This window comes from Herbaspirillum sp. C7C8 (genome assembly GCF_022627875.1).
Classification (GTDB): domain Bacteria; phylum Pseudomonadota; class Gammaproteobacteria; order Burkholderiales; family Burkholderiaceae_D; genus Herbaspirillum.
Window position 1 is genome coordinate 389,528 of the sequence record NZ_JABXGG010000002.1, and the last position, 20,937, is coordinate 410,464.

25 protein-coding genes are annotated in these 20,937 nt (G+C 62.3%); 12 read left to right on the forward strand and 13 right to left on the reverse strand.

Annotated elements, in window-relative coordinates; all coding sequences use genetic code 11:
• Positions 1-46: 46 nt before the first annotated feature.
• Complete coding sequence (locus HWE01_RS04015) at positions 47-241, forward strand: DUF1289 domain-containing protein (RefSeq protein ID WP_008327546.1); 195 nt, start codon at positions 47-49, stop codon at positions 239-241.
• A gap of 18 nt (positions 242-259) precedes the next feature.
• Here the strand turns inward: HWE01_RS04015 and HWE01_RS04020 are convergent, their stop codons facing one another.
• The gene (locus tag HWE01_RS04020) at positions 260-658 is read right to left on the reverse strand and encodes an NINE protein (protein ID WP_008327547.1); all 399 of its coding nucleotides are present in this window, start codon (positions 656-658) and stop codon (positions 260-262) included.
• 338 nt (positions 659-996) lie between these two features.
• Here HWE01_RS04020 and HWE01_RS04025 point away from each other — a divergent pair, with 338 nt between their 5' ends.
• From HWE01_RS04025 to HWE01_RS04050, 6 genes are all read left to right on the forward strand, one after another.
• Complete coding sequence (locus HWE01_RS04025) at positions 997-2,331, forward strand: MFS transporter (protein ID WP_081486064.1); 1,335 nt, start codon at positions 997-999, stop codon at positions 2,329-2,331.
• Between the two features lie 56 nt (positions 2,332-2,387).
• Entirely contained in the window at positions 2,388-3,095 is a 708-nt protein-coding gene (locus HWE01_RS04030) for a DUF4197 domain-containing protein (RefSeq protein ID WP_241821136.1), read from the forward strand.
• A 594-nt stretch (positions 3,096-3,689) separates the two neighbouring features.
• Positions 3,690-4,403, forward strand: coding sequence for an ABC transporter permease (locus HWE01_RS04035; protein WP_008327554.1), 714 nt, complete (start codon positions 3,690-3,692; stop codon positions 4,401-4,403).
• A 72-nt stretch (positions 4,404-4,475) separates the two neighbouring features.
• Entirely contained in the window at positions 4,476-5,390 is a 915-nt protein-coding gene (locus HWE01_RS04040; RefSeq protein ID WP_008327557.1) for a glycine betaine ABC transporter substrate-binding protein, read from the forward strand.
• Positions 5,391-5,400: 10 nt separating this feature from the next.
• Positions 5,401-6,051 carry an ABC transporter permease gene (locus HWE01_RS04045; RefSeq protein WP_241821137.1) on the forward strand — a complete coding sequence of 217 codons (651 nt, stop codon included), beginning with the start codon at positions 5,401-5,403 and terminating at the stop codon, positions 6,049-6,051.
• Positions 6,048-7,181, forward strand: coding sequence for an ABC transporter ATP-binding protein (locus HWE01_RS04050; RefSeq protein ID WP_008327561.1), 1,134 nt, complete (start codon positions 6,048-6,050; stop codon positions 7,179-7,181). The genes HWE01_RS04045 and HWE01_RS04050 overlap by 4 nt, the downstream gene beginning before the upstream one ends.
• Positions 7,182-7,259: 78 nt before the next feature.
• On the opposite strand, the gene HWE01_RS04055 is transcribed toward HWE01_RS04050, so the two are convergent.
• Positions 7,260-8,159 carry a LysR family transcriptional regulator gene (locus HWE01_RS04055; protein ID WP_241821138.1) on the reverse strand — a complete coding sequence of 300 codons (900 nt, stop codon included), beginning with the start codon at positions 8,157-8,159 and terminating at the stop codon, positions 7,260-7,262.
• 137 nt (positions 8,160-8,296) lie between these two features.
• Between HWE01_RS04055 and speB the strand changes: the two genes are divergently transcribed.
• Positions 8,297-9,250 carry an agmatinase gene (gene speB / locus HWE01_RS04060; RefSeq protein WP_008327564.1) on the forward strand — a complete coding sequence of 318 codons (954 nt, stop codon included), beginning with the start codon at positions 8,297-8,299 and terminating at the stop codon, positions 9,248-9,250.
• Positions 9,251-9,348: 98 nt separating this feature from the next.
• Here speB and HWE01_RS04065 read toward each other — a convergent pair whose 3' ends face one another.
• From HWE01_RS04065 to HWE01_RS04085, 5 genes are all read right to left on the reverse strand, one after another.
• Entirely contained in the window at positions 9,349-9,834 is a 486-nt protein-coding gene (locus HWE01_RS04065) for a GNAT family N-acetyltransferase (protein WP_241821139.1), read from the reverse strand.
• Positions 9,835-9,895: 61 nt separating this feature from the next.
• Positions 9,896-11,437 carry a DEAD/DEAH box helicase gene (locus tag HWE01_RS04070; RefSeq protein WP_241821140.1) on the reverse strand — a complete coding sequence of 514 codons (1,542 nt, stop codon included), beginning with the start codon at positions 11,435-11,437 and terminating at the stop codon, positions 9,896-9,898.
• A 173-nt stretch (positions 11,438-11,610) separates the two neighbouring features.
• Complete coding sequence (locus HWE01_RS04075) at positions 11,611-12,366, reverse strand: alpha/beta fold hydrolase (RefSeq protein WP_008327567.1); 756 nt, start codon at positions 12,364-12,366, stop codon at positions 11,611-11,613.
• A 32-nt stretch (positions 12,367-12,398) separates the two neighbouring features.
• A complete protein-coding gene (locus HWE01_RS04080) occupies positions 12,399-12,923 on the reverse strand; it encodes a VOC family protein (protein ID WP_008327569.1) in 525 nt (174 codons plus the stop codon).
• An 86-nt stretch (positions 12,924-13,009) separates the two neighbouring features.
• Positions 13,010-13,807 (reverse strand): inositol monophosphatase family protein, encoded by a 798-nt coding sequence (locus tag HWE01_RS04085; protein ID WP_006712869.1) that lies wholly within the window; start codon positions 13,805-13,807, stop codon positions 13,010-13,012.
• A 317-nt stretch (positions 13,808-14,124) separates the two neighbouring features.
• Here HWE01_RS04085 and HWE01_RS04090 point away from each other — a divergent pair, with 317 nt between their 5' ends.
• Complete coding sequence (locus HWE01_RS04090) at positions 14,125-14,952, forward strand: RNA methyltransferase (protein WP_241821141.1); 828 nt, start codon at positions 14,125-14,127, stop codon at positions 14,950-14,952.
• Between the two features lies 1 nt (position 14,953).
• Positions 14,954-15,676 (forward strand): pseudouridine synthase, encoded by a 723-nt coding sequence (locus HWE01_RS04095; protein ID WP_241821142.1) that lies wholly within the window; start codon positions 14,954-14,956, stop codon positions 15,674-15,676.
• Positions 15,677-15,684: 8 nt separating this feature from the next.
• Here the strand turns inward: HWE01_RS04095 and HWE01_RS04100 are convergent, their stop codons facing one another.
• The 4 genes from HWE01_RS04100 to HWE01_RS04115 are packed head-to-tail and all read right to left on the reverse strand — an operon-like array spanning position 15,685 to position 17,788.
• Positions 15,685-15,987 (reverse strand): type II toxin-antitoxin system RelE/ParE family toxin, encoded by a 303-nt coding sequence (locus HWE01_RS04100; RefSeq protein WP_241821143.1) that lies wholly within the window; start codon positions 15,985-15,987, stop codon positions 15,685-15,687.
• Between the two features lie 15 nt (positions 15,988-16,002).
• A complete protein-coding gene (locus HWE01_RS04105; protein ID WP_241821144.1) occupies positions 16,003-16,317 on the reverse strand; it encodes a hypothetical protein in 315 nt (104 codons plus the stop codon).
• Complete coding sequence (gene hslO, locus HWE01_RS04110; RefSeq protein WP_008327581.1) at positions 16,314-17,243, reverse strand: Hsp33 family molecular chaperone HslO; 930 nt, start codon at positions 17,241-17,243, stop codon at positions 16,314-16,316. The genes HWE01_RS04105 and hslO overlap by 4 nt, the downstream gene beginning before the upstream one ends.
• Before the next feature lie 20 nt (positions 17,244-17,263).
• Entirely contained in the window at positions 17,264-17,788 is a 525-nt protein-coding gene (locus HWE01_RS04115; protein WP_008327583.1) for a gamma carbonic anhydrase family protein, read from the reverse strand.
• 159 nt (positions 17,789-17,947) lie between these two features.
• On the opposite strand from HWE01_RS04115, the gene HWE01_RS04120 reads away from it, so the two are divergent.
• Positions 17,948-18,793 (forward strand): ferritin-like domain-containing protein, encoded by an 846-nt coding sequence (locus HWE01_RS04120; protein WP_241821145.1) that lies wholly within the window; start codon positions 17,948-17,950, stop codon positions 18,791-18,793.
• Positions 18,794-18,916: 123 nt separating this feature from the next.
• Positions 18,917-19,264 carry a hypothetical protein gene (locus tag HWE01_RS04125; RefSeq protein WP_034350146.1) on the forward strand — a complete coding sequence of 116 codons (348 nt, stop codon included), beginning with the start codon at positions 18,917-18,919 and terminating at the stop codon, positions 19,262-19,264.
• 101 nt (positions 19,265-19,365) lie between these two features.
• Here HWE01_RS04125 and HWE01_RS04130 read toward each other — a convergent pair whose 3' ends face one another.
• Complete coding sequence (locus tag HWE01_RS04130) at positions 19,366-20,295, reverse strand: esterase/lipase family protein (protein WP_008327587.1); 930 nt, start codon at positions 20,293-20,295, stop codon at positions 19,366-19,368.
• A 96-nt stretch (positions 20,296-20,391) separates the two neighbouring features.
• On the reverse strand, positions 20,392-20,916 hold the full coding sequence (locus HWE01_RS04135) for an RDD family protein (protein ID WP_008327588.1): 525 nt from the start codon (positions 20,914-20,916) through the stop codon (positions 20,392-20,394).
• Positions 20,917-20,937 lie beyond the last annotated feature (21 nt).

The window sequence follows — 20,937 nt, forward strand, 5'->3', positions numbered from 1 at the left end:
GCAGCCTTTGCAGCATTGCAGTACAGTCGAGAGTGTCTGCAGATGAATGAAGTGGAAACCGGAAGTGGGAAAAGACGTCAAGAGCCCCTGTGTCTCGCTGTGCAAGCTCAAACACGAAGTCTGTACCGGATGCGGCCGCACCCGGGAGGAAATCAAGGACTGGAAATCCATGAAGCGCAAGGAGCAGCTCCACACCGTGGAGCTGGCTGCCAGGCGCCTGAAGGCATTGAAGAAGAAGTAGGGCGCAGGACCGCAGGGCTCAGCTGCGACCGCCGTGATTGCGCTCGGAGATCTGGGCGTTGAGGGTCCAGAAGTCATAGAGCACCCCCAGCAGGAAGAAACCGCCCGTGAAGAAATACACGATGCCGCTGATCCACTTGCCGATGTACAGACGATGGGCACCAAAAATGCCCAGGAAGGTCAGCAGCAACCAGGCCACCGAATAATTGATCTCGCCAGCCACGAAACGGCGATCAGCCTCGCGGTCCATCGACGGGATCAGAAACAGGTCGACAATCCAGCCGATGCCCAGCAGGCCCAGCGTGAAAAACCAGATCGTGCCGGTGACCGGCTTGCCATAGTAAAAACGGTGTGCGCCCAGGAATCCGAAGATCCAGAGCAGATAGCCCAAGGTTTTGCTGTGGGTGTCGTTGTTCATTCCGGTTCCAAATGAGAGGGTGGCTGGAAATGCGGTGATATGAAGATTGCTTCGTGCAGCAAGCCGCACTGCATTGTGCCACGGGCGCATCGATAAAGTGCCTCGCCGGCCAGGTGAAGCTACTTGTCAGAAGGCGGCAGCCTGTCTGCCAAAGTGTTCATATCGTTGTGGCGATCCGACGGCTTGCCCGCAAGAAAAGGCCAACTGGTATAAACTGTTGAACTTCAGGAGGCCGAAGAACGAAGAGCCTCCCTGGAATTCCGCCACTGTCATTGTCCCCGTTGCCAACTGTGCGACCTTCGCTGCTCATTCCGCTCATTGTCGGCTGTGCGCTGTTCATGGAAAACATGGACGCCACCGTGCTGGCCACCTCGCTGCCCGCGCTGGCGCGCGATCTCAACCAGGACCCGATCACCCTCAAACTGGCCATGACTGCCTATGTCGCGGCGCTGGGCGTGTTCATTCCGATTTCCGGCTGGATGGCTGACAAGCTGGGGGCGCGCAAGGTGTTCAGTTCGGCCATGATCGTCTTCATGACCGGTTCCATCCTCTGCGCGGTTTCGGGTTCTTTGGTGACCTTCGTGGCTGCGCGCTTCCTGCAGGGTATCGGCGGGGCCATGATGGTGCCGGTGGGACGGGTCATCATCGCCCGTTCGGTGGACAAGTCCGAGCTGGTCAAGGCGGTCAGCTATCTCACCTTGCCGGCGCTGCTGGGGCCGGTGGTCGGGCCGCTGCTGGGCGGCTTCATCACGACTTACTTCCATTGGCGCTGGGTGTTCCTGATCAATATCCCGTTCTGCTTCCTGGGGTTGTATCTGGCGCACCGCTTCATCGAGAACTTCAAGGAAGACGATCCGGCACCGCTGGATGTGAAGGGTTTCGTACTCACCTCGGTGGGCGCGGCCATGATCATGCTGGGCCTGTCGCTGTTCGGCAGCCACCTGGTCGATGGCGCCACGCCGGTGGCCATGTGTTCCATCGGCGCCATCGCGCTGGCGATGTACTACCGCCATTCCACCCAGATCCCGTATCCCTTGCTGGACTTCCGCCTGCTGCGTATCCCCACGCTGCATGCCAGCGTGGTGGGGGGCTCTCTGTTTCGCATCGGTCTGGGCGCGGTGCCCTTCCTGTTGCCGCTGGCCCTGCAGGAGGGACTGGGCATGACCGCCTTCCAGGCCGGCAGCATCACCTGTGCCTCGGCCTTCGGCTCGCTCTTCATCCGTCTGCTGGCCAGCCGGGTGCTGCGTCGCTATGGTTTTCGCACGGTGCTGATGGTCAATGCGGTGTTCGCCGGTATCGCGCTGGCGGCCTATGGCATCTTCAGCATTCATACGCCTTACCTGCTCATCGTCACCATCGTGTTGATGGGCGGGGTGTTCCCGGCGCTGCAGTTCACCTGCCTGAACTCGATCGCCTATGCCGACATCGACAATCGTGACGCCGGCCGCGTGACCAGCCTGGCCAGCGTGATCCAGCAACTCTCGCTGGGCTTGGGCGTGACGGTGGCCGGTATCGTGCTGCAACTGTCCAATCATCTGCAGGGCCACGCCACCATCGTGGAAACTGACTTCTGGCCGGCCTTCCTGGTCATCGGCCTGTTTTCGGTGGCTTCGGTGCCGATCAGCGGCAAGCTGCCGCGCAATGCCGGGCTGGAGCTGTCACGCGGCAAATGAGGAGCAGGTGGGGGCAGCCTGCTATCATCCCCGCATCCTGAACCATGGAGTCGCGCATGCCCAATTCCCGTTTTCCCGTCTCTGCCGTGCGCCGCGCTTTGGCTGTCGGCCTTGTGCTCACCTGCAGTGGCGCATTCGCCTTTTCTCTCTCGGACCTGAGCAACCAGGACGCCACCGCCGGCCTCAAAGCGGCGCTGGAGAAAGGGGCCAGCAGCGCCGTGGCCAACCTGGGGCGGCCCAATGGATTCCTCGGCAATGACAAGGTCAAGATCCAGCTGCCTGGCGCCCTGGAGCAGGCCATGCCCATCCTGCGCATGACCGGCATGGGCAGCCAGGTCGATGGCCTGGTGGCCGACATGAACCACGCCGCCGAAGCCGCCGTCCCGCTGGCCAAGCCACTGCTGATGAACGCCGTCAAGTCCATGTCCGTGAGCGACGCCAAGAATATCCTGGCCGGCGGCGATACCTCCGTCACCGACTTCTTCCGTCAGAAAACCTCGGGTGAACTGGCCGTGAAGTTCCTGCCCATCGTCAAGCGGATCACCGACAAGAACGGCCTCTCCGGCCGCTACAACGCCGTCATGGGCCAGGTTGCCAAGTCCGGGCTGGTGGGCAGCTCACAGAGCACGGTCGAAGGCTATGTCACCCAGCGCGCCCTGGACGGTTTGTTCCTCATGATCGGCGAGGAAGAAAAGGCCATCCGCAAGGATCCCGTGGGCAGCGGCAGTGCCATTCTCGGCAAGGTCTTCGGCGCCATGCGCTGAACGCAGGACAGCGACGCGGCCCTCTGCTCGCGTTTCCCCAAAAAATTTCGCCGGCCTCGTACAGAGGTCCGGCGATTTTTTTTTTGCCCGCTCTTGTCGGATCGTCAAGCTCGGCGGGAACCGCGTGGGGCAAGGGATAGCGCCGCACTGGCGGTTTTCGGGATGCCCACTTTTAGTAGCATATTGCATGCTGTTGGGAACTTTTAAAAGTGCTTCAGATCTGTAAGTTATCGATTTACATTGCTACATTGCTGGACAGCATTAAGCGATTGCTTTAAACTACCGTTTGTCTACGCGACATCCTTGTTCAACAACGACCCTATAGCAGTGTCCGATCCGCAATGTGCGGGTTGTCCAAATTTCCGGCTGGCAGCGCGAATGCTCTCCCGTTCTCCACGGTGACCCGTTCCCATCCCTGTCCGGTAAGCATCATGCCGAGGCTGGCTTCATCGCTTCGGTTTCATCGCTGCCTTTGCAGCTTCGGTTCGCATCCAAACGATACGCCCAACGGGGCAAGCGAACCTCCAAAAAATTGATTCCAGAAACCCGTCGTAGCGGCGTCATGTCGCCTCGGCTATACCAACAGGGGGTAACATGACACGTGTTCGTCACGTCTTCGCCGGCGCGCTTGGTTTTGCGCTGGTTATCGCAGGCCTGGTCTGGTGGATAGGTCCGGACGTCATCCATAAGTATCGTGGTGACCTGGTCTACTACACCGGCAAGCATCTGGAACTGGTCTTCAGTTCGATGGTGCTGGCACTGCTCACCGGCATTCCGGCCGGGATTGCGCTGTCCCGCCCGGGTGCGCAACGCAGTGCAGAAAAGTTCATCCAGATCTTCAACATCGGCAACACCATTCCGTCCATTGCGGTGCTGGCGCTGGCACTGGCGGCCTTCGGCATCGGCAATGGTCCGACCATCCTGGCGTTGTGGCTGGCCTCGCTGCTGCCCATCGTGCGCAATACCTACGAGGGCTTGAAGAACGTGCCGGCGGCCATGAAGGAAGCGGCCCGCGGCATCGGCATGAAGCCGTACCAGATCCTGTTGCGGGTGGAATTGCCCAATGCACTGCCCATCATCGTGGGCGGCGTGCGCACGGCACTGGCGATCAATGTCGGCAGCGCACCACTGTCGATGCTCATCGGTGGCGAGAGTCTGGGCGGGCTGATTTTCCCGGGCATCTACCTCAACAACCATGGCCAGCTGCTGCTGGGGGCTTCCGCGACCGCCTTGCTGGCACTGGTGCTGGATGCCCTGGTGACCTCGCTGTCGGGCTTCTACCTGGCGCGTCGCGGACTGCGGGCCTGATCCGACATTTCATTTCCATCACAAGAACGACCGCACGCCGGCAGCATCGGGCACAGCGGTAGAGAGGAAAGCATGACAAGCAAGACCATTGCGAAATACGCCCTGTGCGCCCTGGCGCTGGCGCTGGCCATGTTCGGCACGGCCCGGGCGCAGGCGCAGACCCTGGTCATCGGCGGCAAGAACTTCACCGAGCAGTTGCTGCTCTCGGACATGACCGCGCAATACCTGCGCGCCAAGGGTTATGACACCGAACTGAAGAACGGCCTGGGCACCACCCTGATGCGTTCGGCGCTGGAAAGCGGTCAGCTCGACATCGTCTGGGACTACACCGGGACCGCCCTGATTGTCTACAACCACATCGAGGACAAGCTCGATGCCGACCAGATCTACCAGAAGGTCAAGGAGCTGGACGCGCCGCGCGGCCTGGTCTGGTTGAATCAATCGGAGCTCAACAATACCTACGCCTTCGCCATGCCGCGCGAACTGGCCGAGAAGTACCACATCCGCTCGCTGCAGGACCTGGCCGAGCGCATCAACGAAGATGAAAAGGAGGGGGGCAAGCCGCACCTCATGGGCGTGGACTACGAGTTCGCCTCGCGCCCCGACGGCCTGGGCCCGATGCAGCAGTTGTACGGCTTCAAGCTGGATCGCAGCGAAGTCAAGCAGATGGACCCCGGTCTGGTCTACACGGCGCTGAAGAATGAACAGCTGTTCGTCGGCCTGACCTACGCCTCGGACGGCCGCATCAAGGGTTTCGATCTGCAACTGCTGGATGACAACAAGGGTTACTTTGCCGCCTACAAGGCCACTCCGGTGGTGCGCCAGGAAATCCTTGAGAAGAATCCCGAGCTGGCCGCGCAACTGAATGCCCTGTCGGCCAAGATCGACACGGCGACCATGACCGAACTGAACAAGCGTGTCGACATCGACCAGGAACCGGTGGCCAAGGTGGCTGCCGATTTCCTGAAGCAAGCCGGCCTGATCTGAGGAGGGGACCATGAATATCTTCGACTACCTGCAATCGGACTGGCGCAACATCCTTGATCTGACCCTGCAGCATCTTGAGCTGGTGGGCATCGCGGTGAGCCTGGCCATTGCCATCGGCGTACCGCTGGGCATCCTGATCGTGCGGGTGCGCTGGCTGGCCGGTCCCCTGATGGGACTGGCGACCATCGTGCTGACGCTGCCTTCGATTGCGCTGTTCGGCCTGATGATCCCGGTGTTCTCGCAATTTGGCGCCGGCATCGGCCCCTTGCCGGCCATCACGGCCGTGTTCCTGTACTCGCTCTTGCCGATCATGCGCAACACCTATCTGGCGCTGGAGAACATCGAGGCCGGTATCAAGGAAGCCGGCATCGGCATCGGCATGACCTTCTGGCAGCGCCTGCGCATGGTGGACCTGCCGCTGGCAGTTCCCGTGATCCTGGGCGGTGTGCGCACTGCCGTGGTGATGAACATCGGCGTCATGGCCATTGCGGCCATCATCGGTGCCGGTGGGCTGGGCGTGCTGATCCTGCATGCCATCAGCCAGAGCAACATGCAGAAACTCGTGGTGGGCGCGGTGATGATCAGCGTGCTGGCCATCATCGCGGACACCCTGCTGGAACGTCTGCAGAAAATCCTGACACCCAAAGGAGTACAAAAATGATCGAACTGGACCAACTGAGCAAAACCTACACCCAAAAGGATGGTACGCAGGTCAAGGCGGTGGATGCCGTCAGCCTGAAGGTGGCTGAAGGCGAGATCTGCGTCTTCCTCGGCCCTTCGGGATGCGGCAAGACCACCACCCTGAAGATGATCAATCGCCTCATCAACCCGACCTCGGGCCGCGTGCTCTTGAACGGCCAGGACACCTCCGGCATCGATGAAGTGGAACTGCGCCGCCACATCGGCTACGTGATCCAGCAGATCGGCCTGTTCCCCAACATGACCATCGAGGAAAACATCACCATCGTGCCGCGCCTGTTGGGCTGGGACAAGAAGCGTTGCCAGGAGCGTGCCACCGAACTGATGGCCATGGTGGCGCTGGATCCGAAGAAATTCTTGAAGCGCTATCCGCGCGAACTCTCCGGTGGCCAGCAGCAGCGTATCGGCGTCATCCGTGCGCTGGCGGCCGATGCGCCGGTGCTGTTGATGGACGAACCCTTCGGCGCGGTCGATCCGATCAACCGTGAATCGATCCAGAACGAGTTCTTCCAGATGCAGCGCCAGCTCAACAAGACCGTCATCATGGTCAGCCACGATATCGACGAAGCCATCAAGCTGGGCGACCGGGTGGCCGTCTTCCGCGCCGGCAAGCTGGTGCAGTTCGATAATCCCGATACCTTGCTGGCGCGTCCCAAGGATGATTTCGTCAGCGCCTTCGTGGGGCAGGACCATACCTTGAAGCGCCTGCTGCTGGTACGTGCCGGCGAGGCCGCCACCACGCCGGCGACGGCCCATCCGGATGTGTCCTGCGACCAGGCCCTGGCGCTGATGGATGATCAGGATTCGCGCTATCTGACCATCATCGATGCCGACAACCGGGCGCTGGGCTATCTGACCCGTCGCGACGTGCGCGGCAACACCGGGGTGGCCGAGGACAAGGTGCGTCCCTTCACCATGAATGCCGATCCGGAAGAGAACCTGCGCGTGGTGCTCTCCAAGATGTACAAGCACAGCACCAGCTGGATGCCGGTCATCGCCAATGATGGCAGCTATGTGGGCGAAGTGACGCAGGATTCCATCGCCAGCTATCTGAGCTCCGGGAAGTCGCGCGGGATGGCGATGGCGGCTTGATCGTGCTTGGCCTGATGTGAAGCAAAAAGCAAAAAAGCAGGAAGACGGAAAGGGCGATGCGCAGGCATCGCCCTTTTTTTATTGCGCTTGCGGGAGGTCGAGGTCTTCGAGGAAGGCTGCCACGATGGGCGTGCGCTCGCTGCTGCGATGGGTGACCACGCTGATGTCCACGTCATAGGCCAGCTTGGCCCGGTTCAAGGCGCGCATCTGGCCGCGCGCCTCGTACTGACGACCCATTTCCTCGGGCAGGTAGCCCAGGTGCTGGCCGGAGAGGATGAGGATGGACATGGCTTCCATGTTGCCGGTCATGGCCATGATGTTGCGTTGTTGTAGCGGCAGGTGTTCGGGCGGCACCGGGTAGTCGCGCCAGGCCCAGGAGCAAGCGGCGGCCTGTTCCGGTGCGATCTCGCCGGGCTGGTCGAACAGGGGATGGGGCGGGGCGCAATAGGCCACCTGGCGTTCCAGTGTCAGTGGGGTGTACTGCAGGGCCGTCACACGGCGCCAGAAGTAGCCGATGGCAAGGGCGATGCTGCCCTTGAGCAGCATCTCTTCCAGTTCGCCGGGTGGGCGCACCAGCAGTTCGATGCGTACCGCTTCGTCGCGCTCACGGAAGCGACGGATCACTTCGGCCAGGCGGTGATTGTGTTGCGCCGGAGTGTGGCCCATGAGGCCGATGGACAGCGTGCCGACCAGGCGCTTGTCGAGATGGCGCGCCTGCATGCCAAATTCATCAAGCGCTTCCATCATGCGTCGTGCCGCCAGGGCGAATTTCTCGCCTTTGGCGGTCAGCCGGAAGCCGGAACGGCCGCGCTCGCAGAGGCGGTAGCCGAGCCGGGTTTCGAGCGTGTTCAACTGGGTGCTGATGGTGGATTGCCCGACGTTGAGCCGGGCCTGGGCCGCCGAGACACCGTGGGAATCGACCACCGCCAGGAAGACGCGGATCAGGCGCAGGTCCAGATCGAAGATGTTGTTGAGCATGGGGGTGCGGGGTTGGAGGCGTGGTCGATTTTACATCGATAATTATCGATGCGAGCGTCGTCAGATCGAGATATTTCCATCTTCAATGGCTCGCTAGAATCGACTGCATCTTACTGAACACTCAAGGATGCAAATCGATGGAACATGATCTCTATCAACCTCTCGGCGGTAACGTAATGCCGCGTTTTGGTGGTATCGCCACCATGATGCGGCTGCCGCATGTGGACAATCCGCTCGGGCTGGATGTGGGTTTCGTGGGCGTACCGCTGGATATCGGCACCTCCAACCGCTCGGGGACGCGTTTCGGGCCGCGCCAGATCCGTACGGAATCGGTACTGCTGCGCCCCTACAACATGGCCACCCGTGCCGCGCCCTTCGATTCCCTGAAGGTGGCCGATCTGGGCGACGTCGCCCTCAATCCTTACAGCCTGCTGGATTCAGTGCGCATGATCGAAGAGGCGTATGAGCGCATCTATGCCACCGGCTGCAAGACCATCAGCCTGGGAGGCGACCACACGCTGACCTTGCCCATCCTGCGCGCCATGGCGCGTCATCGCGGCCCGGTCGGGCTGATCCACGTGGATGCCCATGCTGACGTCAATGACACCATGAACGGCGAGAAGATCGCCCACGGCACACCGTTCCGGCGCGCCTTCGAGGAAGGCTTGCTGGACCCGCAGCGGGTGGTGCAGATCGGCCTGCGCGGTACCGGCTATCACGCCGACGACTTCGACTGGTGCCGCGCCCAGGGCTTCCGGGTGGTGCAGGCCGAAGCCTGCTGGCACCGTTCGCTGGTGCCGCTGATGGAAGAGGTACGTACCCAGATGGGGGATGGCCCGGTCTATCTCACCTTCGACATCGATGGCCTGGACCCCGCCTTTGCCCCCGGCACCGGCACGCCGGAGATTGGCGGGCTGACGGTGCAGCAGGGCTTGGAAATCATTCGTGGATGCAAGGGGCTCGATATCGTCTCGGCCGATGTGGTGGAGGTGTCGCCGCCCTATGACCAGGCCGGGACTACCGCGCTGGTGGCGGCCAATCTGGCGTATGAAATGTTGTGCATCCTGCCGGGCGTGAAATACCGGGCCTGAGGCAGCGGAACTAACGGGATGTGAAGGATCCGGCAAAAAAGCAAAAAGCCTGCATGGGTCGATGCAGGCTTTTTTGCAGGCAATCAGATTGACAGCGTTCAGCTCAGCGGCTTCTGCATGAACATGGCCTTGCCGGTTTCGGCTTTCAGTTCGTAGCCCTCGAAGCCGCAGGCGCGATACAGCGAGCGCGCCACTGCATTGCCTTCCAGGACCTCCAGCGTGAGCTTGCAGCAACCCAGCTGGCGGGCTTGTTCTTCGACCGCCGCCAGCAGCAGCCTGGCCACGCCCTGGCCGCGATAGGCCGGCATCACGGCCAGGTCATGCAGATTGAGCAGCGGCTTGCAGGCGAAGGTGGAGAAACCTTCGATGCAGGTCGCCAGACCCGCCGGGGTCTCGCCATCGAAGGCCAGGAAGACATGGGCGGTGGGACGTTTCTTCAGTTCGGCGGCCAGGTTCTCGCGCACGTAGTCGGAGAGCTGCTTGCCGCCGCCCATGGCGTCGCAAGCGTAGGCATTGAGCGTCTCGAACAGCGCTGCCGCGTGGGCGGCGTTGCCGAGGTCGGCCTTGATGACGGTCACACTCATGTCGTTCCTTTTCTTGTGATGGATGATGAACGTTGTTGATCAGCAGGGGCTGGCTGCGGACTTACTTGCCCGCTGCGCGCTGGCCGCCATGGGTCAGGGCCGACGGACGCGGACCACCCTGGCGCTGCTGCTGGCCGGCATTGCGCGGCTGGCCGTTGGCATTGGCAGGCTTGGGAGCGCGGTTGGCATTGTTGCCGCCGTTGCCCGCATTGCCACCGTTGCCGCCGCCATTGCCACGTCCACCCTGGCCGCGGGCGGCATTGCCGTTACCGTTGCTATTGGCTGCTGCGCGCGGCTTGGCGGCTTGACCATGACCGGCGTTGCCACCGGTCGGCTTGGGTGCTGCTGCATTGCCGTTGCCGGCTGGCTTGCGCGGGGCGCTGCGTTGACCACCACGTCCGCCACCGTTCTGGTGACGGCCCTGGCCGCTGCGCAGCTGGATCGGTTGCGGCTTGGCGGTCGGATCGGGTTCGAAACCGGCGATCACTTCCACAGGGATTTCGCGCTTGATGAAGCGCTCGATGTCGTGCAGCAGGTCGCGCTCATCCACGCAGACCAGCGAGACGGCTTCGCCGGTAGCGCCGGCGCGGCCGGTGCGGCCGATGCGGTGGACGTAATCTTCCGGCACATTGGGCAGATCGTAGTTGACCACGTGTGGCAGCTGGTCGATGTCGATGCCACGCGCGGCGATGTCGGTGGCGATCAGGGCGGTCAGCTTGCCGTCCTTGAATTCGGCCAGGGCCTTGGTGCGGGCCGACTGGCTCTTGTTGCCGTGGATCGCCATGGCGGTGATGCCGTCGCGCGCCAGTTGCTCGACCAGCTTGTTGGCGCCGTGCTTGGTGCGGGTGAAGACCAGCACCTGCTTCCACTGGTGGGTCTTGATCAGGTGCGCCAGCATGGGGTGCTTCTTGTCGCGGTCGACCGGGTGGATCTTCTGGGCGATCACTTCCACGGTGGAGTTGCGGCGCGCCACTTCGATCAGGGTCGGGTTGTTCAACAGGCTGTCGGCCAGCTTCTTGATTTCATCGGCGAAGGTGGCCGAGAACAGCAGGTTCTGGCGCTTGGGCGGCAGCGCGGCCAGCACCTTGCGGATGTCGCGGATGAAGCCCATGTCCAGCATGCGGTCGGCTTCGTCCAGCACCAGGATCTGGATGTGCTGCAGGTTCACGGTGCCTTGCTGCATGTGGTCCAGCAGGCGGCCGGGGGTGGCGACCAGAATATCGACGCCGCGCTTCAAGAGTGCGATCTGCGGATGGATGCCGACGCCGCCGAAGATGCAGGCGGAGGTCAGCGGCAGGTACTTGCCGTACTGGCGCACGCTTTCTTCGACCTGGGCTGCCAGTTCTCGGGTGGGCGCCAGGATCAGCGCGCGGATGGGCAGGTGGCCGTTGATCTTCTGGCGCGGCATGGCCGAGAGGCGTTGCAGCAGCGGCAGGGTGAAGCCGGCGGTCTTGCCGGTGCCGGTCTGGGCGCCAGCCAGCAGGTCACCGCCGGAGAGCACGGCGGGGACGGCTTGGGCCTGAATCGGGGTGGGGGAGGTATAGCCTTGTTCGGAAACGGCACGAACGATTTCGTCGGACAAGCCGAGCGCGGAAAATGACATGAGACTCTGAAATTGGGGTTTGGCCTGTGGCCCCTTGCGGGCGCCAGTCGCAGGCAAACGGGTTGGAACTTGAGGAGGGCGCGGACTTGACTGGCTATACGCCGCGCAGGCCGCAGTATAACAGCGCAGCCCGCGTACGACGTGAATTATTTTGAGACAGGCCCGCGCTCAGCTCATCGTTGACGCTGTGCCAGAAAGCTCAGCACGGGCGGCAAAACCAGTGCGCTCTGCATCAGCCCGCCGAAGTGGGTCACGCCCGGCAAGCTGACGAATTCACCCTGCGGCAACAAGGCCGCCGTACGTTGGACCGCCGCATGACGCGCATCGGCATCGCCGCAGAAGAGCAGGCAGGGCAGGTCCATGCGGGCCAGCAGGTCTTCCTGCGAGGGGCGCGGCTGCTGGGCGGCAGCGGCCAGCGCCTCCAGGTCATTGGCACGGATGAGCATCTTCACTTGCGCTGAAATCTGTTCGTCGAGCAAGCCTTCGAAGGTGGCGATGAAGGCTTCCGGATCGCGTCCGTCGATGCCGTGGAAGCCATCCCAGCTGCGATCTTCATACGGGTGCGCAGCACCCAGGATGAGGCTGTGCAGCCGTTCGGGCGCATGGCGCACCAGGCCGTAGCCGACCCAGCCGCCCAGCGAATAACCGAAGAAGTGGGTTCGTTCAATGCCCACTGCATCCAGCACGGCCAGGGCATCGCGGCAACGCTGCACTTGGGTGTAGGCGGCTGGATCATGCGGCTTGTCGCTCTGGCCGTGGCCCAGCGCATCGAACTGGATGACCTGGTAGTGCTCGCGCAACACCGCCGTGAAGCCGAAGAAACGCCAGGCTTCCAGGCTGCTTGTAAAGCCGTGGTGCAGCAGCAGGGACGGGCCCCGGCCCTCGACCTGGTAGTGAATCTTGCGGTTGTCGCTGAGGGCAAAGGGCATAGGGCTTCCGGTCGTATTCTGGTCAGGATGGATCAGTTCTTTTCGTCGGCCAGCTTCTTGCAGCGGCGCGCCAGCATCTCGCGCGAGCGCGCGCAGATTTCTTCATTGCTGAGATCTTCGATATGCGTGGCAATGGACCAGACATGACCGAAGGGATCGCGCAGGGTGCCGGAACGATCACCGTAGAACTGGTTCTGTACCGGGCGCAGTTGTACCGCCCCGGCGGCAAGCGCCTGGGTGAATACCGTATCGACATCGGCGACATAGATCAGCAGGCTCACGCCTGCGCCACCCAGGGTTTGCGGGCTCAGGAAACCGAGTTCGGGATGTTCGTCGGCCAGCATGATGCGGGCATTGCCGATCTGGATCTCGGCATGCCAGACCTTGCCGTGCGGGCCGTCCAGTCGCATGATCTCGGCCGCGTCGAAGGCGCGCCGGTAGAAGGCGATGGCATCAGCCGAGGTCTTGACGATCAGGTAGGGAGTGACGCTGTGGTAGCCGGGCGGCAACGCGCAATGGGCCTGCTCGTTGCTGGCTTGCTGGGAAGGAATGTTCATGTCGTCTCCTCGGTCTGCGCCGGTAGCCGCACTATAGCAGCAATGCCGGACGCCATGAGGAGACGGGTTTATTGCAATGGCGTCGTTCAGGCGAATTCGGAGAGCAGGTTCACTTGCTGCGCGAAGATCTTCGGACTGCCGGCGATGACGTCGCCCTTGTAGAGGTAGTCGGAGTCACCCTTGAAGGTGCCCACGATACCGCCCGCTTCGGTCACCAGCAGGGAGCCGGCGGCGATGTCCCAGGGCTTCAGGCCCTTCTCGAAGAAGCCGTCCAGGCGGCCGGCGGCCACATAGGCCAGGTCCAGGGCGGCCGCGCCCGGGCGGCGCAGGCCGGCGCTGTGCTCGGTCATGACCTTGAACATGGTGACGTATTCGTTCAGGCCATCGAGGTCACGGAAGGGGAAACCGGTACCGATCAGGGCATCGGCGATCTTGTCGCGCTTGCCCACGCGGATGCGCTTTTCGTTCAGGTAGGCGCCAGCACCCTTGGAGGCGGTGAACAGATCGTTGCGGGTGGGGTCGTAGACCACGGCTTGCGTGATGATGCCGCGCTGTTGCAGGGCGATCGAGACACAGTATTGCGGGAAACCGTGGATGAAGTTGGTGGTGCCGTCCAGCGGATCGATGATCCAGACGTTTTCGTTTTCATCGTGCAGGTTGTCGGACGCACCCGATTCCTCGGCCAGGATGGCGTGGTCGGGGTAGGCGTTCTTGAGCACGTCGATGATGGCATCCTCGGCTGCCTTGTCCACCTCGGTGACGAAGTCGTTGTGCGACTTCTTCGACACTTTCAGCAGCGACACGTCGAAGGACGCGCGGTTGATGATGGTAGCGGCGCGGCGGGCTGCCTTGATCGCCGTATTGAGCATGGGTGGGATGATCATTCCGATGGTTCCGTTAAAATTGCGGCCACCGAAGACGATGGCTGCGTTGCTCATCGTCGCCATGGCCGACCAGCCGGCTTTCCGCGACAAGCATGCGGAACAGCTGGCCAGGCGAAACCCGGCAGTCAAACCAGTGCGACGATGAAATTAATGAGCGTTGCGCCGCCCGCGGCTGTTATGCTTGCGGGTTTGCCAGGCAGTCCAGGGGCAGTGGCGTCGGTCAAGTCGGTCAACAAGTCGACCTGGGTTGACAGCCTTGCTGCAACATTGGCGTTTTGCCAACATCCTATCCTGGGGCGCGAATCCCGCTATTTTAAATGAACAAGCAAGTGTCAGGACAATCTCTTTTCAGCCGTTTGCGTTTCGTGCTGGTCAATACCAGCAGTCCCGGCAACATCGGCTCGGCCGCACGGGCCATCAAGACCATGGGCTTTTCGGAGCTGGTGCTGGTCAATCCGCGCTTTCCGGACGCGGTGAAGGAAGATGAAGCCATTGCCTTCGCCAGCGGCGCGCTCGATGTGTTGCAAAATGCACGCATCGTTGGCAGCGTGGAAGAAGCGTTGCAGGGATGCAACTTCGCTGCCGCTGTCAGTGCCCGTTTGCGTGAATTCTCGCCGCCGGTGGTGTCGCCGCGCGAGCTGGCGGGGCAGCTTTCCCGTGATACCGGCTTGAATGCCGCCCTCTTGTTTGGCAATGAGCGTTTTGGCCTGCCCAATGAGGTGGTGCAGAAGTGCAATGCCTTGCTCAATATTCCCGCCAACCCGGACTATTCCTCGCTGAACCTGTCGCAGGCGGTGCAGGTGCTGGCCTATGAATGCCGCATGACCGAGCTGGAAGTGCAGGGTGGCCCGATGCAGACCAGTGGCGATGCGCGTGCGCCGGGCGAGGTGGGTTTCCACGGGGAGAGCGCCAGCGTGGCCGAGATCGAGGGTATGTTTACGCATCTGGAGCAGGCTCTGGTGGCCATCGATTTTCTCAACCCGGACAATCCCAAGAAGCTGATGCCGCGCTTGAAACGCATGTTCTCGCGCGCCCGGCTGGAGACCGAAGAGGTCAACATCCTGCGCGGCATCGCCCGCCAGATTCTGGAACCGAAGCAGGCCAAGGCCGGCCGGCAAGAACAAAACGAACAAGGAGAAGGCTGACATGGCCAAGCTGACCCTGGACCGCATCCTGCAATCGCAGGGGTTCGGTTCGCGCAAATATTGCCGTGAACTCATCGAGGATGGTGAAGTGTCGATTCATGGCGAGGTGGTGGACGACTACCGCGCCACCCCGGATACCAACGGCCTGGTGCTGACCATCTTCGAGGAAGAGTGGGAATACCGCGAACACGTCTACATCGCCATCAACAAGCCGCAGAACATCGAATGCTCGCGCAAGCCCAGCCATCATCCGGGCGTGTTGACGCTGCTGCCGGAACAGTTCACCTGGCGCGACGTGCAGCCGGTGGGGCGGCTGGATCACGACACGACCGGCCTGCTGCTGATGTCCGACGACGGCGCGTTCATTCACGCGCAGTCCTCACCCAAGCGCCACGTGCCCAAGGTCTATGCGGCCACCACGGCCGAGCCGGTGACCGAGGCCTTGATCGCGCAACTGAAGGCCGGCGTGCAACTGCATGACGAACCGGCGCCGCTGTCGGCTACCCGTTGCCGTCAACTGGGTGAGAACCTGCTGGAAATCGTGCTGGAGCAGGGCAAGTATCACCAGGTCAAGCGCATGCTGGCCGCAGCCGGCAACCATTGCAGCGCCTTGCAGCGCACCGCCATCGGCGGCTTGCAGCTGGAGGCGCTGGAACTGGAAGAAGGGGAGTGGACGTATCTGGATGCCGGGCAGATGGCCTTGCTGGTGCCGGATGCAGAGTAAGCCAGGGCTCAGTAACGCAGGGCATCCGCTGACAGGGCGCGGCGTTCGTGCAGCACGCGCAGCAGACTGAAGGTGTCATCGCGCGCGCGATAGAACAGAAGGTAAGGGAAGTGATCCAGCCGCCACATCCGCAGCGAGCGATCCGGCAGAAGGTGGGCATAGCGCCGCGATCCCATGCCGGGTTGCCTTGTCAGGTCGTGTAAGGTGGTGGTGAGTTCTTCCGTGAAGCGTTCGCCCAGGTGTGGCGAAAGTGCAGTGTAATGGTCGGTGATGTCGAGGATGTCGCGTTGCGCGACGGGGGACAAACGCATGCGCATGCGCACCTGTCATGCTGTCTTGTTACGGATGCGCTCGCGTAGTTGACTGGCGAGCTCGTCAATGGTGATGTCGATGGCGGGGCCGGATTGCAGGCCCTCGTCGATCAGCGCCAGAAGCTTTTGCTCTTCCTCTGTCCGCGGGCCGATGGCGGACGGCCCGGCGTCGCGGGCCACAGGGTATTTGTCGGCGAGGAGGTGGGTGGCGGAAGTCATTCGGCGATTATAGACCTGGCCATTTGAAATACCGCTGTCGGTTTTTGCCGGAACCTTGTTCTTTCCGATTTTCCCGAAATTCTTCTGCCCCACCCACTCGCGCCCGCTCAATGCCGCGCGTCACTCGCCTCGCTCGCACCACCCACATCGGCCACGAACAGCTGTGCGCAATCGACCGCATCGAACTCGTAATGCTGGCCGCAGAAATCGCAGTCGATGGCCAGCTTTTCCATCTGTGACAGTGCCTCAGCCACTTCTTCCTGACCCAGCATCTTCAACATGTTGCCGACCTTCTCGCGCGAGCAGGAGCAGTGGAATTGCGGATGCACCGGGTCGAAGACGCGGATGGTCTGCTCCCAGAACAGGCGGTGCATCAGCGTGGCGATGTCGGTGGAGAGCAATTCCTCGCGCTTCAAGGTATCGCCCAGCATGACCATGTGGTTCCAGTCTTCCAGTTCACCTTCCGGCTTGGCAGTCGGCGCTGCGGTACCGCCAATGGAAGGCAGCTTCTGCAGCAGCAGGCCGCGCGAGACCTTTTCATCCGCGGCCAGCCACAGCTTGGTATCGAGCTGTTCGGAGCGCAGCATGTAGTTCTCGATGACAGTGGCCACGCTCTCGCCATCCAGCGGCACTACGCCCTGGTAGGCTTGCTGGCCGGGCAGCTTGTCCTTGGGATCGAGCGTGATGACGAAGCGCCCATGACCATTGGCGTTGACCAGATCGGTCAGCGTGGCATCGTCAGCCATCTCGGCACCGTCAGCCAGCTTGGCAGTGGCGCGCAGTTGCAGCTCGGAGTCGCATTCGACCACCAGCAGCTTGACCGGGCCGTCGCCATGGATCTGCATGACGATCATGCCGTTGAACTTCAGATTGGCCGACAGCAGGGCCGAGGCGGCCAGCATTTCGCCCAGGAGCGTACGGACCGCAACGGGATAGTCGCGGCGCGCTTGCACCTGGCGCCAGGTATCGGAAATCTCGACCAGTTCGCCTCGTACGGGCGCGTTGTCGACCAGGAATTTTTGCAGCGTGTCTTTCATCGTTTCCTTTGCTTGACCGCTCAGGCTATGCGCTTGAGCTGGGTCTTGAACTGTTGCGCGCGCTGCACGTAGCTGTCGGTGCCAGCCCGCATGCGCGCGATATCTTCTTCACTCAACTGGCGAACCGCCTTGGCGGGAGCACCGATGATCAGGGAGTTGTCGGGAAACTCCTTGCCCTCGGTGACCAGGGCACCGGCGCCGACCAGGCAGTTCCTGCCGATCTTGGCGCCATTGAGTACCACTGCCTGGATGCCGATGAGCGCACCTTCACCGATGGTGCAGCCATGCAGCATGGCCTGGTGCCCGACCGTGACGTTCTTGCCGATCACCATCGGATAGCCCACATCGGTGTGCAGCACCGCCCCTTCCTGCACGTTGCTGTTCTCACCGATGGTGATGAGCTCATTGTCGCCACGAATGGCCACGTTGAACCAGACGCTGGAATGCGCCTCCATCTTCACCTTGCCCACGACCGTGGACGACTCGGCCACGAAGGCGGTGTCGTGGATCTCGGGAATGTCCTCTGCCAATTGGTAGATCGCCATAATAAAATTGTCTCCTCGTTACCTGCTGGTCGGTGGGTGATGCCTCGGCTCTGCCTTGTCCCGGCTTGCATTATTGGACATTTATCTTCATATTTTTTCATATGGAGGCAAAGTCGGCGTCCTCAACCGCGTATTCTACCTTCCCTGAAAGTCAGTTCCTTGGATCACGTCTCGTCCCCAGATGAAGTCTTTTCATTCACCCGCCTGCGTAGCGCCGCGCTGTCTTGCCTGAGGGAAACGCGTCCTGCGCTCAAGTGCAGTTCCGTGCGGGCCTTGCGCCTTGCCTGGCAGGCGGGGCAGGTAGCGCTGGAAACAGACGACCTGGCCGCCACCGAATCTGCCACCGGCATCCCTGGCCGCCCGGCGCGTCCCGAGCTGGTTTCGCCGCTGGAGGTGAAGCATCGTTCCATGGGCACACCTGAGGGCAGGGCTGCGCTGATCCACGCGCTGGCGCATATCGAGTTCAATGCCATCAACCTGGCGCTGGATGCGCTCTGGCGCTTTGCCGGCATGCCGCGCCAATTCTATGAAGACTGGCTGCAGGTGGCCGACGAGGAAGCCTGTCACTTCAGTTTGTTGGCCGATCATCTGAAGACGCTAGGCTACCGCTATGGCGATTTCACCGCCCACAACGCCTTGTGGGACATGGCCGAATCGACCAAGGACGACGTCCTGGCCCGTATCGCCCTGGTGCCGCGTACGCTCGAAGCGCGCGGGCTGGACGCGGCGCCGCCGGTGCGCGCCAAGCTGGCGCAGGCCGGTGACCTGGCGGCCGCCGAGATTCTGGATATCATCATGCGCGACGAGGTCGGCCATGTACTCATCGGCAACCGCTGGTTCAACTGGCTGTGCGCGCAGCGCCAGCTTGATCCCGTGACAAGCTTCGCCGAGCTGTGCCGGCGCCACCGGGCGCCGCCGCTGCGCGGCCCCTTCAATCTGGAGGCGCGCCGCGCGGCTGGCTTTTCTGATGAAGAAATGTTGATGTTCAGCGACGTTTCGCGATGATCGACGGATTTGCAAGAAATGTAAGCAATTTTCGCAGCGGCAGGCAGGCGCTTGCCGCTGTGCTATCGTCACCCCCATCCCGATAGCTCGGGATCGTCAACCATGAATGGAAAGGATGAGAACATGAACAAGATGTCCAAACTGCTGGCCGGCGTGGCGGTGAGTCTGGCGGCCATTACCCTGCTGGCGGCCTGCCAGAAGAAGGAAGAGCCGGGTCCGGCCGAAGCGTTGGGCAAGAAGATCGACGGTGCGGTGCAGGACGCCGGCAAGAAACTCGATGAAGTGAGCGGCCAGACCAAGGACCAGGCTTCCGAGTCCGGTTCCAAGCTCGATGGCGCCATGGACAAGGCCAAGGCCGACGCCAAGGAAGCCTACGAAAAGACCAAGGAAGGCGCCAAGGAGCTGGCCCAGAAGACCGGTGAAAAGATGGAAGAAGCCGGTCAGAAGCTGCAGGACGCATCCAAGAAGTAAGCCCACCCTGGCCCCGCCGGAGGCGGTGCAGCCTCATCCGAGAAGCCGTCCCGCTCCCGCCGGACGGCTTCTTGCTTACAGGGCGCAAGCGGACGCTGCGCTCAGTCGCGGGCGTTGTGGATCAGGTCGATCACCATCTTCTGGATCGAGGGTTCCAGTGCCAGGGCGACGTGGCCGATGCCGATGACCGGGATGTTCCAGGCGCCCTCCAGGTGGGCCGAGCTTTGCGGCGAGATGATGTTGTCGTGCTGGGAATAGATCGACACGATGTGGCCCAGCGCATCGGCTTCTTCGGTGGCGGCCAGCTTTTGCAACCATTCGCTGCTGCGTCCTTCTTCGTAGCGGCCCAGCCAGTTCATTTCACCGCAGTTGATGCCGATGCCGAAGTTGGCAATGGCCGTGCCATGGTGTGGCGTGCCCAGGGTGATCACGCGGGCCACGCGGTCGCAGCCGTGATCGCGCAGGTAGGCGCGGGCAGCCAGTCCGCCCATGCTGTGGGCGAGGATGACGATCTTTTTCTGCCCGGTCTCGGCCAGTACGCGTTGCACGGCTGCATGCACCAGGGGCGCGTAGTCATCGATGCTGCCGAAGACCGGTTCCATGTCCAGCGCGTAGTGGGTAATGCGGGCTTCGCGCAGCTCCAGGCTCATCCAGCGCCAATAGCCGCTGTTGCAGCCGTAGCCGTGGATGAGCAGCACCGGCAGCGAGGTCGTGTCGGGGTAGCTGAACTGTTCGAAGCGCAGGAAGGGCATGCCCCAGGACGAGCACAGCATGGTGGCGCGGAATTCGCGCAGGAACAGTGTAGCGATCTGCAGCCAGGTGATCTCCACCGGGTTGGAGGTGCGGCCGCGATAGGGCCAGGTCAGGAAAAAGCTGTTGGCGGTGATTTGGGCGCGCAGCAGCAGCACGATCAGTACGCCCCCTCCTGCAGCGGCCAGGATGGGCCAGTCGAAATGCCGCAACAGGAAGTAGAACAGGATCGCGATGCCGAACTGGATGAGGAGCAGGGTTCTGGAGATGCGTGAAATCATGCGGGCGTCGGTCGGAGGCGGTCAGGTCCAAGGGCATGCGGCTGCAACCCTTCGGCCGAGAGCATAACAGAGCGCGGCGGGGCGCTCATGTCGTCTTCATGACTTGGCGTCAGGCGGACTGTCGGCGGCCCGGGGGCGCGGCGTGAGGTCGACCAGGCGGGTGCCGGCCAGGCGGTCGTGCAGGAACTGGCCATGCGGATCCATGCGCGCGGTCATGGCCCACAGCAGCAGGTTGGCTGCGGGGATCAGAAACAGCAACCAGGCCTGGCTGCGCGTGAGCGAAGCCAGCGCCAGGCCCGGCAGTATCCACAGCCAGGCCAGCAGGAAGCGCAGCAGGGCGCGCCAGGGGCGCAGCGGCAGGCCGTCGCGGTCGACCACGCGAAAACGCCAGGTCTTCATGGCCAGCGTCTGTCCGCCGTGGGTCCAGAACCAGATGAAGTAGGCCGCCAGTACCAGGAACAGCCAGCCCTCCAGGGCATGACGCAGGTAAAGCGCGTGGCGCTGCTGCAGCAGTGTCGAAAACAGCCAGCCCGACATGAACAGCACGCCAAACAGCAGCATGGATTCATAGAGCATGCTGCTCATGCGGCGGCGCAGGGAGGGCGTGGTCAGTTCCGGCATGGTTCCTGTGGATTCCGTTCT

What these genes read in the sequence shown, in the direction of transcription:
- HWE01_RS04015 (WP_008327546.1), top strand. Translation starts at nt 47, where the DNA reads ATGAAGTGGAAACCGGAAGTGGGAAAAGACGTCAAGAGCCCCTGTGTC.
- HWE01_RS04070 (WP_241821140.1), bottom strand. Translation starts at nt 11,437, where the DNA reads ATGTCATTTTCCGCGCTCGGCTTGTCCGACGAAATCGTTCGTGCCGTT.
- HWE01_RS04065 (WP_241821139.1), bottom strand. Translation starts at nt 9,834, where the DNA reads ATGAGTGTGACCGTCATCAAGGCCGACCTCGGCAACGCCGCCCACGCG.
- HWE01_RS04025 (WP_081486064.1), top strand. Translation starts at nt 997, where the DNA reads ATGGAAAACATGGACGCCACCGTGCTGGCCACCTCGCTGCCCGCGCTG.
- HWE01_RS04045 (WP_241821137.1), top strand. Translation starts at nt 5,401, where the DNA reads ATGAATATCTTCGACTACCTGCAATCGGACTGGCGCAACATCCTTGAT.
- HWE01_RS04020 (WP_008327547.1), bottom strand. Translation starts at nt 658, where the DNA reads ATGAACAACGACACCCACAGCAAAACCTTGGGCTATCTGCTCTGGATC.
- HWE01_RS04035 (WP_008327554.1), top strand. Translation starts at nt 3,690, where the DNA reads ATGACACGTGTTCGTCACGTCTTCGCCGGCGCGCTTGGTTTTGCGCTG.
- HWE01_RS04090 (WP_241821141.1), top strand. Translation starts at nt 14,125, where the DNA reads ATGAACAAGCAAGTGTCAGGACAATCTCTTTTCAGCCGTTTGCGTTTC.
- HWE01_RS04050 (WP_008327561.1), top strand. Translation starts at nt 6,048, where the DNA reads ATGATCGAACTGGACCAACTGAGCAAAACCTACACCCAAAAGGATGGT.
- HWE01_RS04130 (WP_008327587.1), bottom strand. Translation starts at nt 20,295, where the DNA reads ATGATTTCACGCATCTCCAGAACCCTGCTCCTCATCCAGTTCGGCATC.
- HWE01_RS04125 (WP_034350146.1), top strand. Translation starts at nt 18,917, where the DNA reads ATGAACAAGATGTCCAAACTGCTGGCCGGCGTGGCGGTGAGTCTGGCG.
- HWE01_RS04100 (WP_241821143.1), bottom strand. Translation starts at nt 15,987, where the DNA reads ATGCGTTTGTCCCCCGTCGCGCAACGCGACATCCTCGACATCACCGAC.
- HWE01_RS04115 (WP_008327583.1), bottom strand. Translation starts at nt 17,788, where the DNA reads ATGGCGATCTACCAATTGGCAGAGGACATTCCCGAGATCCACGACACC.
- HWE01_RS04075 (WP_008327567.1), bottom strand. Translation starts at nt 12,366, where the DNA reads ATGCCCTTTGCCCTCAGCGACAACCGCAAGATTCACTACCAGGTCGAG.
- speB (WP_008327564.1), top strand. Translation starts at nt 8,297, where the DNA reads ATGGAACATGATCTCTATCAACCTCTCGGCGGTAACGTAATGCCGCGT.
- HWE01_RS04030 (WP_241821136.1), top strand. Translation starts at nt 2,388, where the DNA reads ATGCCCAATTCCCGTTTTCCCGTCTCTGCCGTGCGCCGCGCTTTGGCT.
- HWE01_RS04040 (WP_008327557.1), top strand. Translation starts at nt 4,476, where the DNA reads ATGACAAGCAAGACCATTGCGAAATACGCCCTGTGCGCCCTGGCGCTG.
- HWE01_RS04095 (WP_241821142.1), top strand. Translation starts at nt 14,954, where the DNA reads ATGGCCAAGCTGACCCTGGACCGCATCCTGCAATCGCAGGGGTTCGGT.
- HWE01_RS04080 (WP_008327569.1), bottom strand. Translation starts at nt 12,923, where the DNA reads ATGAACATTCCTTCCCAGCAAGCCAGCAACGAGCAGGCCCATTGCGCG.
- HWE01_RS04055 (WP_241821138.1), bottom strand. Translation starts at nt 8,159, where the DNA reads ATGCTCAACAACATCTTCGATCTGGACCTGCGCCTGATCCGCGTCTTC.
- HWE01_RS04135 (WP_008327588.1), bottom strand. Translation starts at nt 20,916, where the DNA reads ATGCCGGAACTGACCACGCCCTCCCTGCGCCGCCGCATGAGCAGCATG.
- hslO (WP_008327581.1), bottom strand. Translation starts at nt 17,243, where the DNA reads ATGAAAGACACGCTGCAAAAATTCCTGGTCGACAACGCGCCCGTACGA.
- HWE01_RS04085 (WP_006712869.1), bottom strand. Translation starts at nt 13,807, where the DNA reads ATGATCATCCCACCCATGCTCAATACGGCGATCAAGGCAGCCCGCCGC.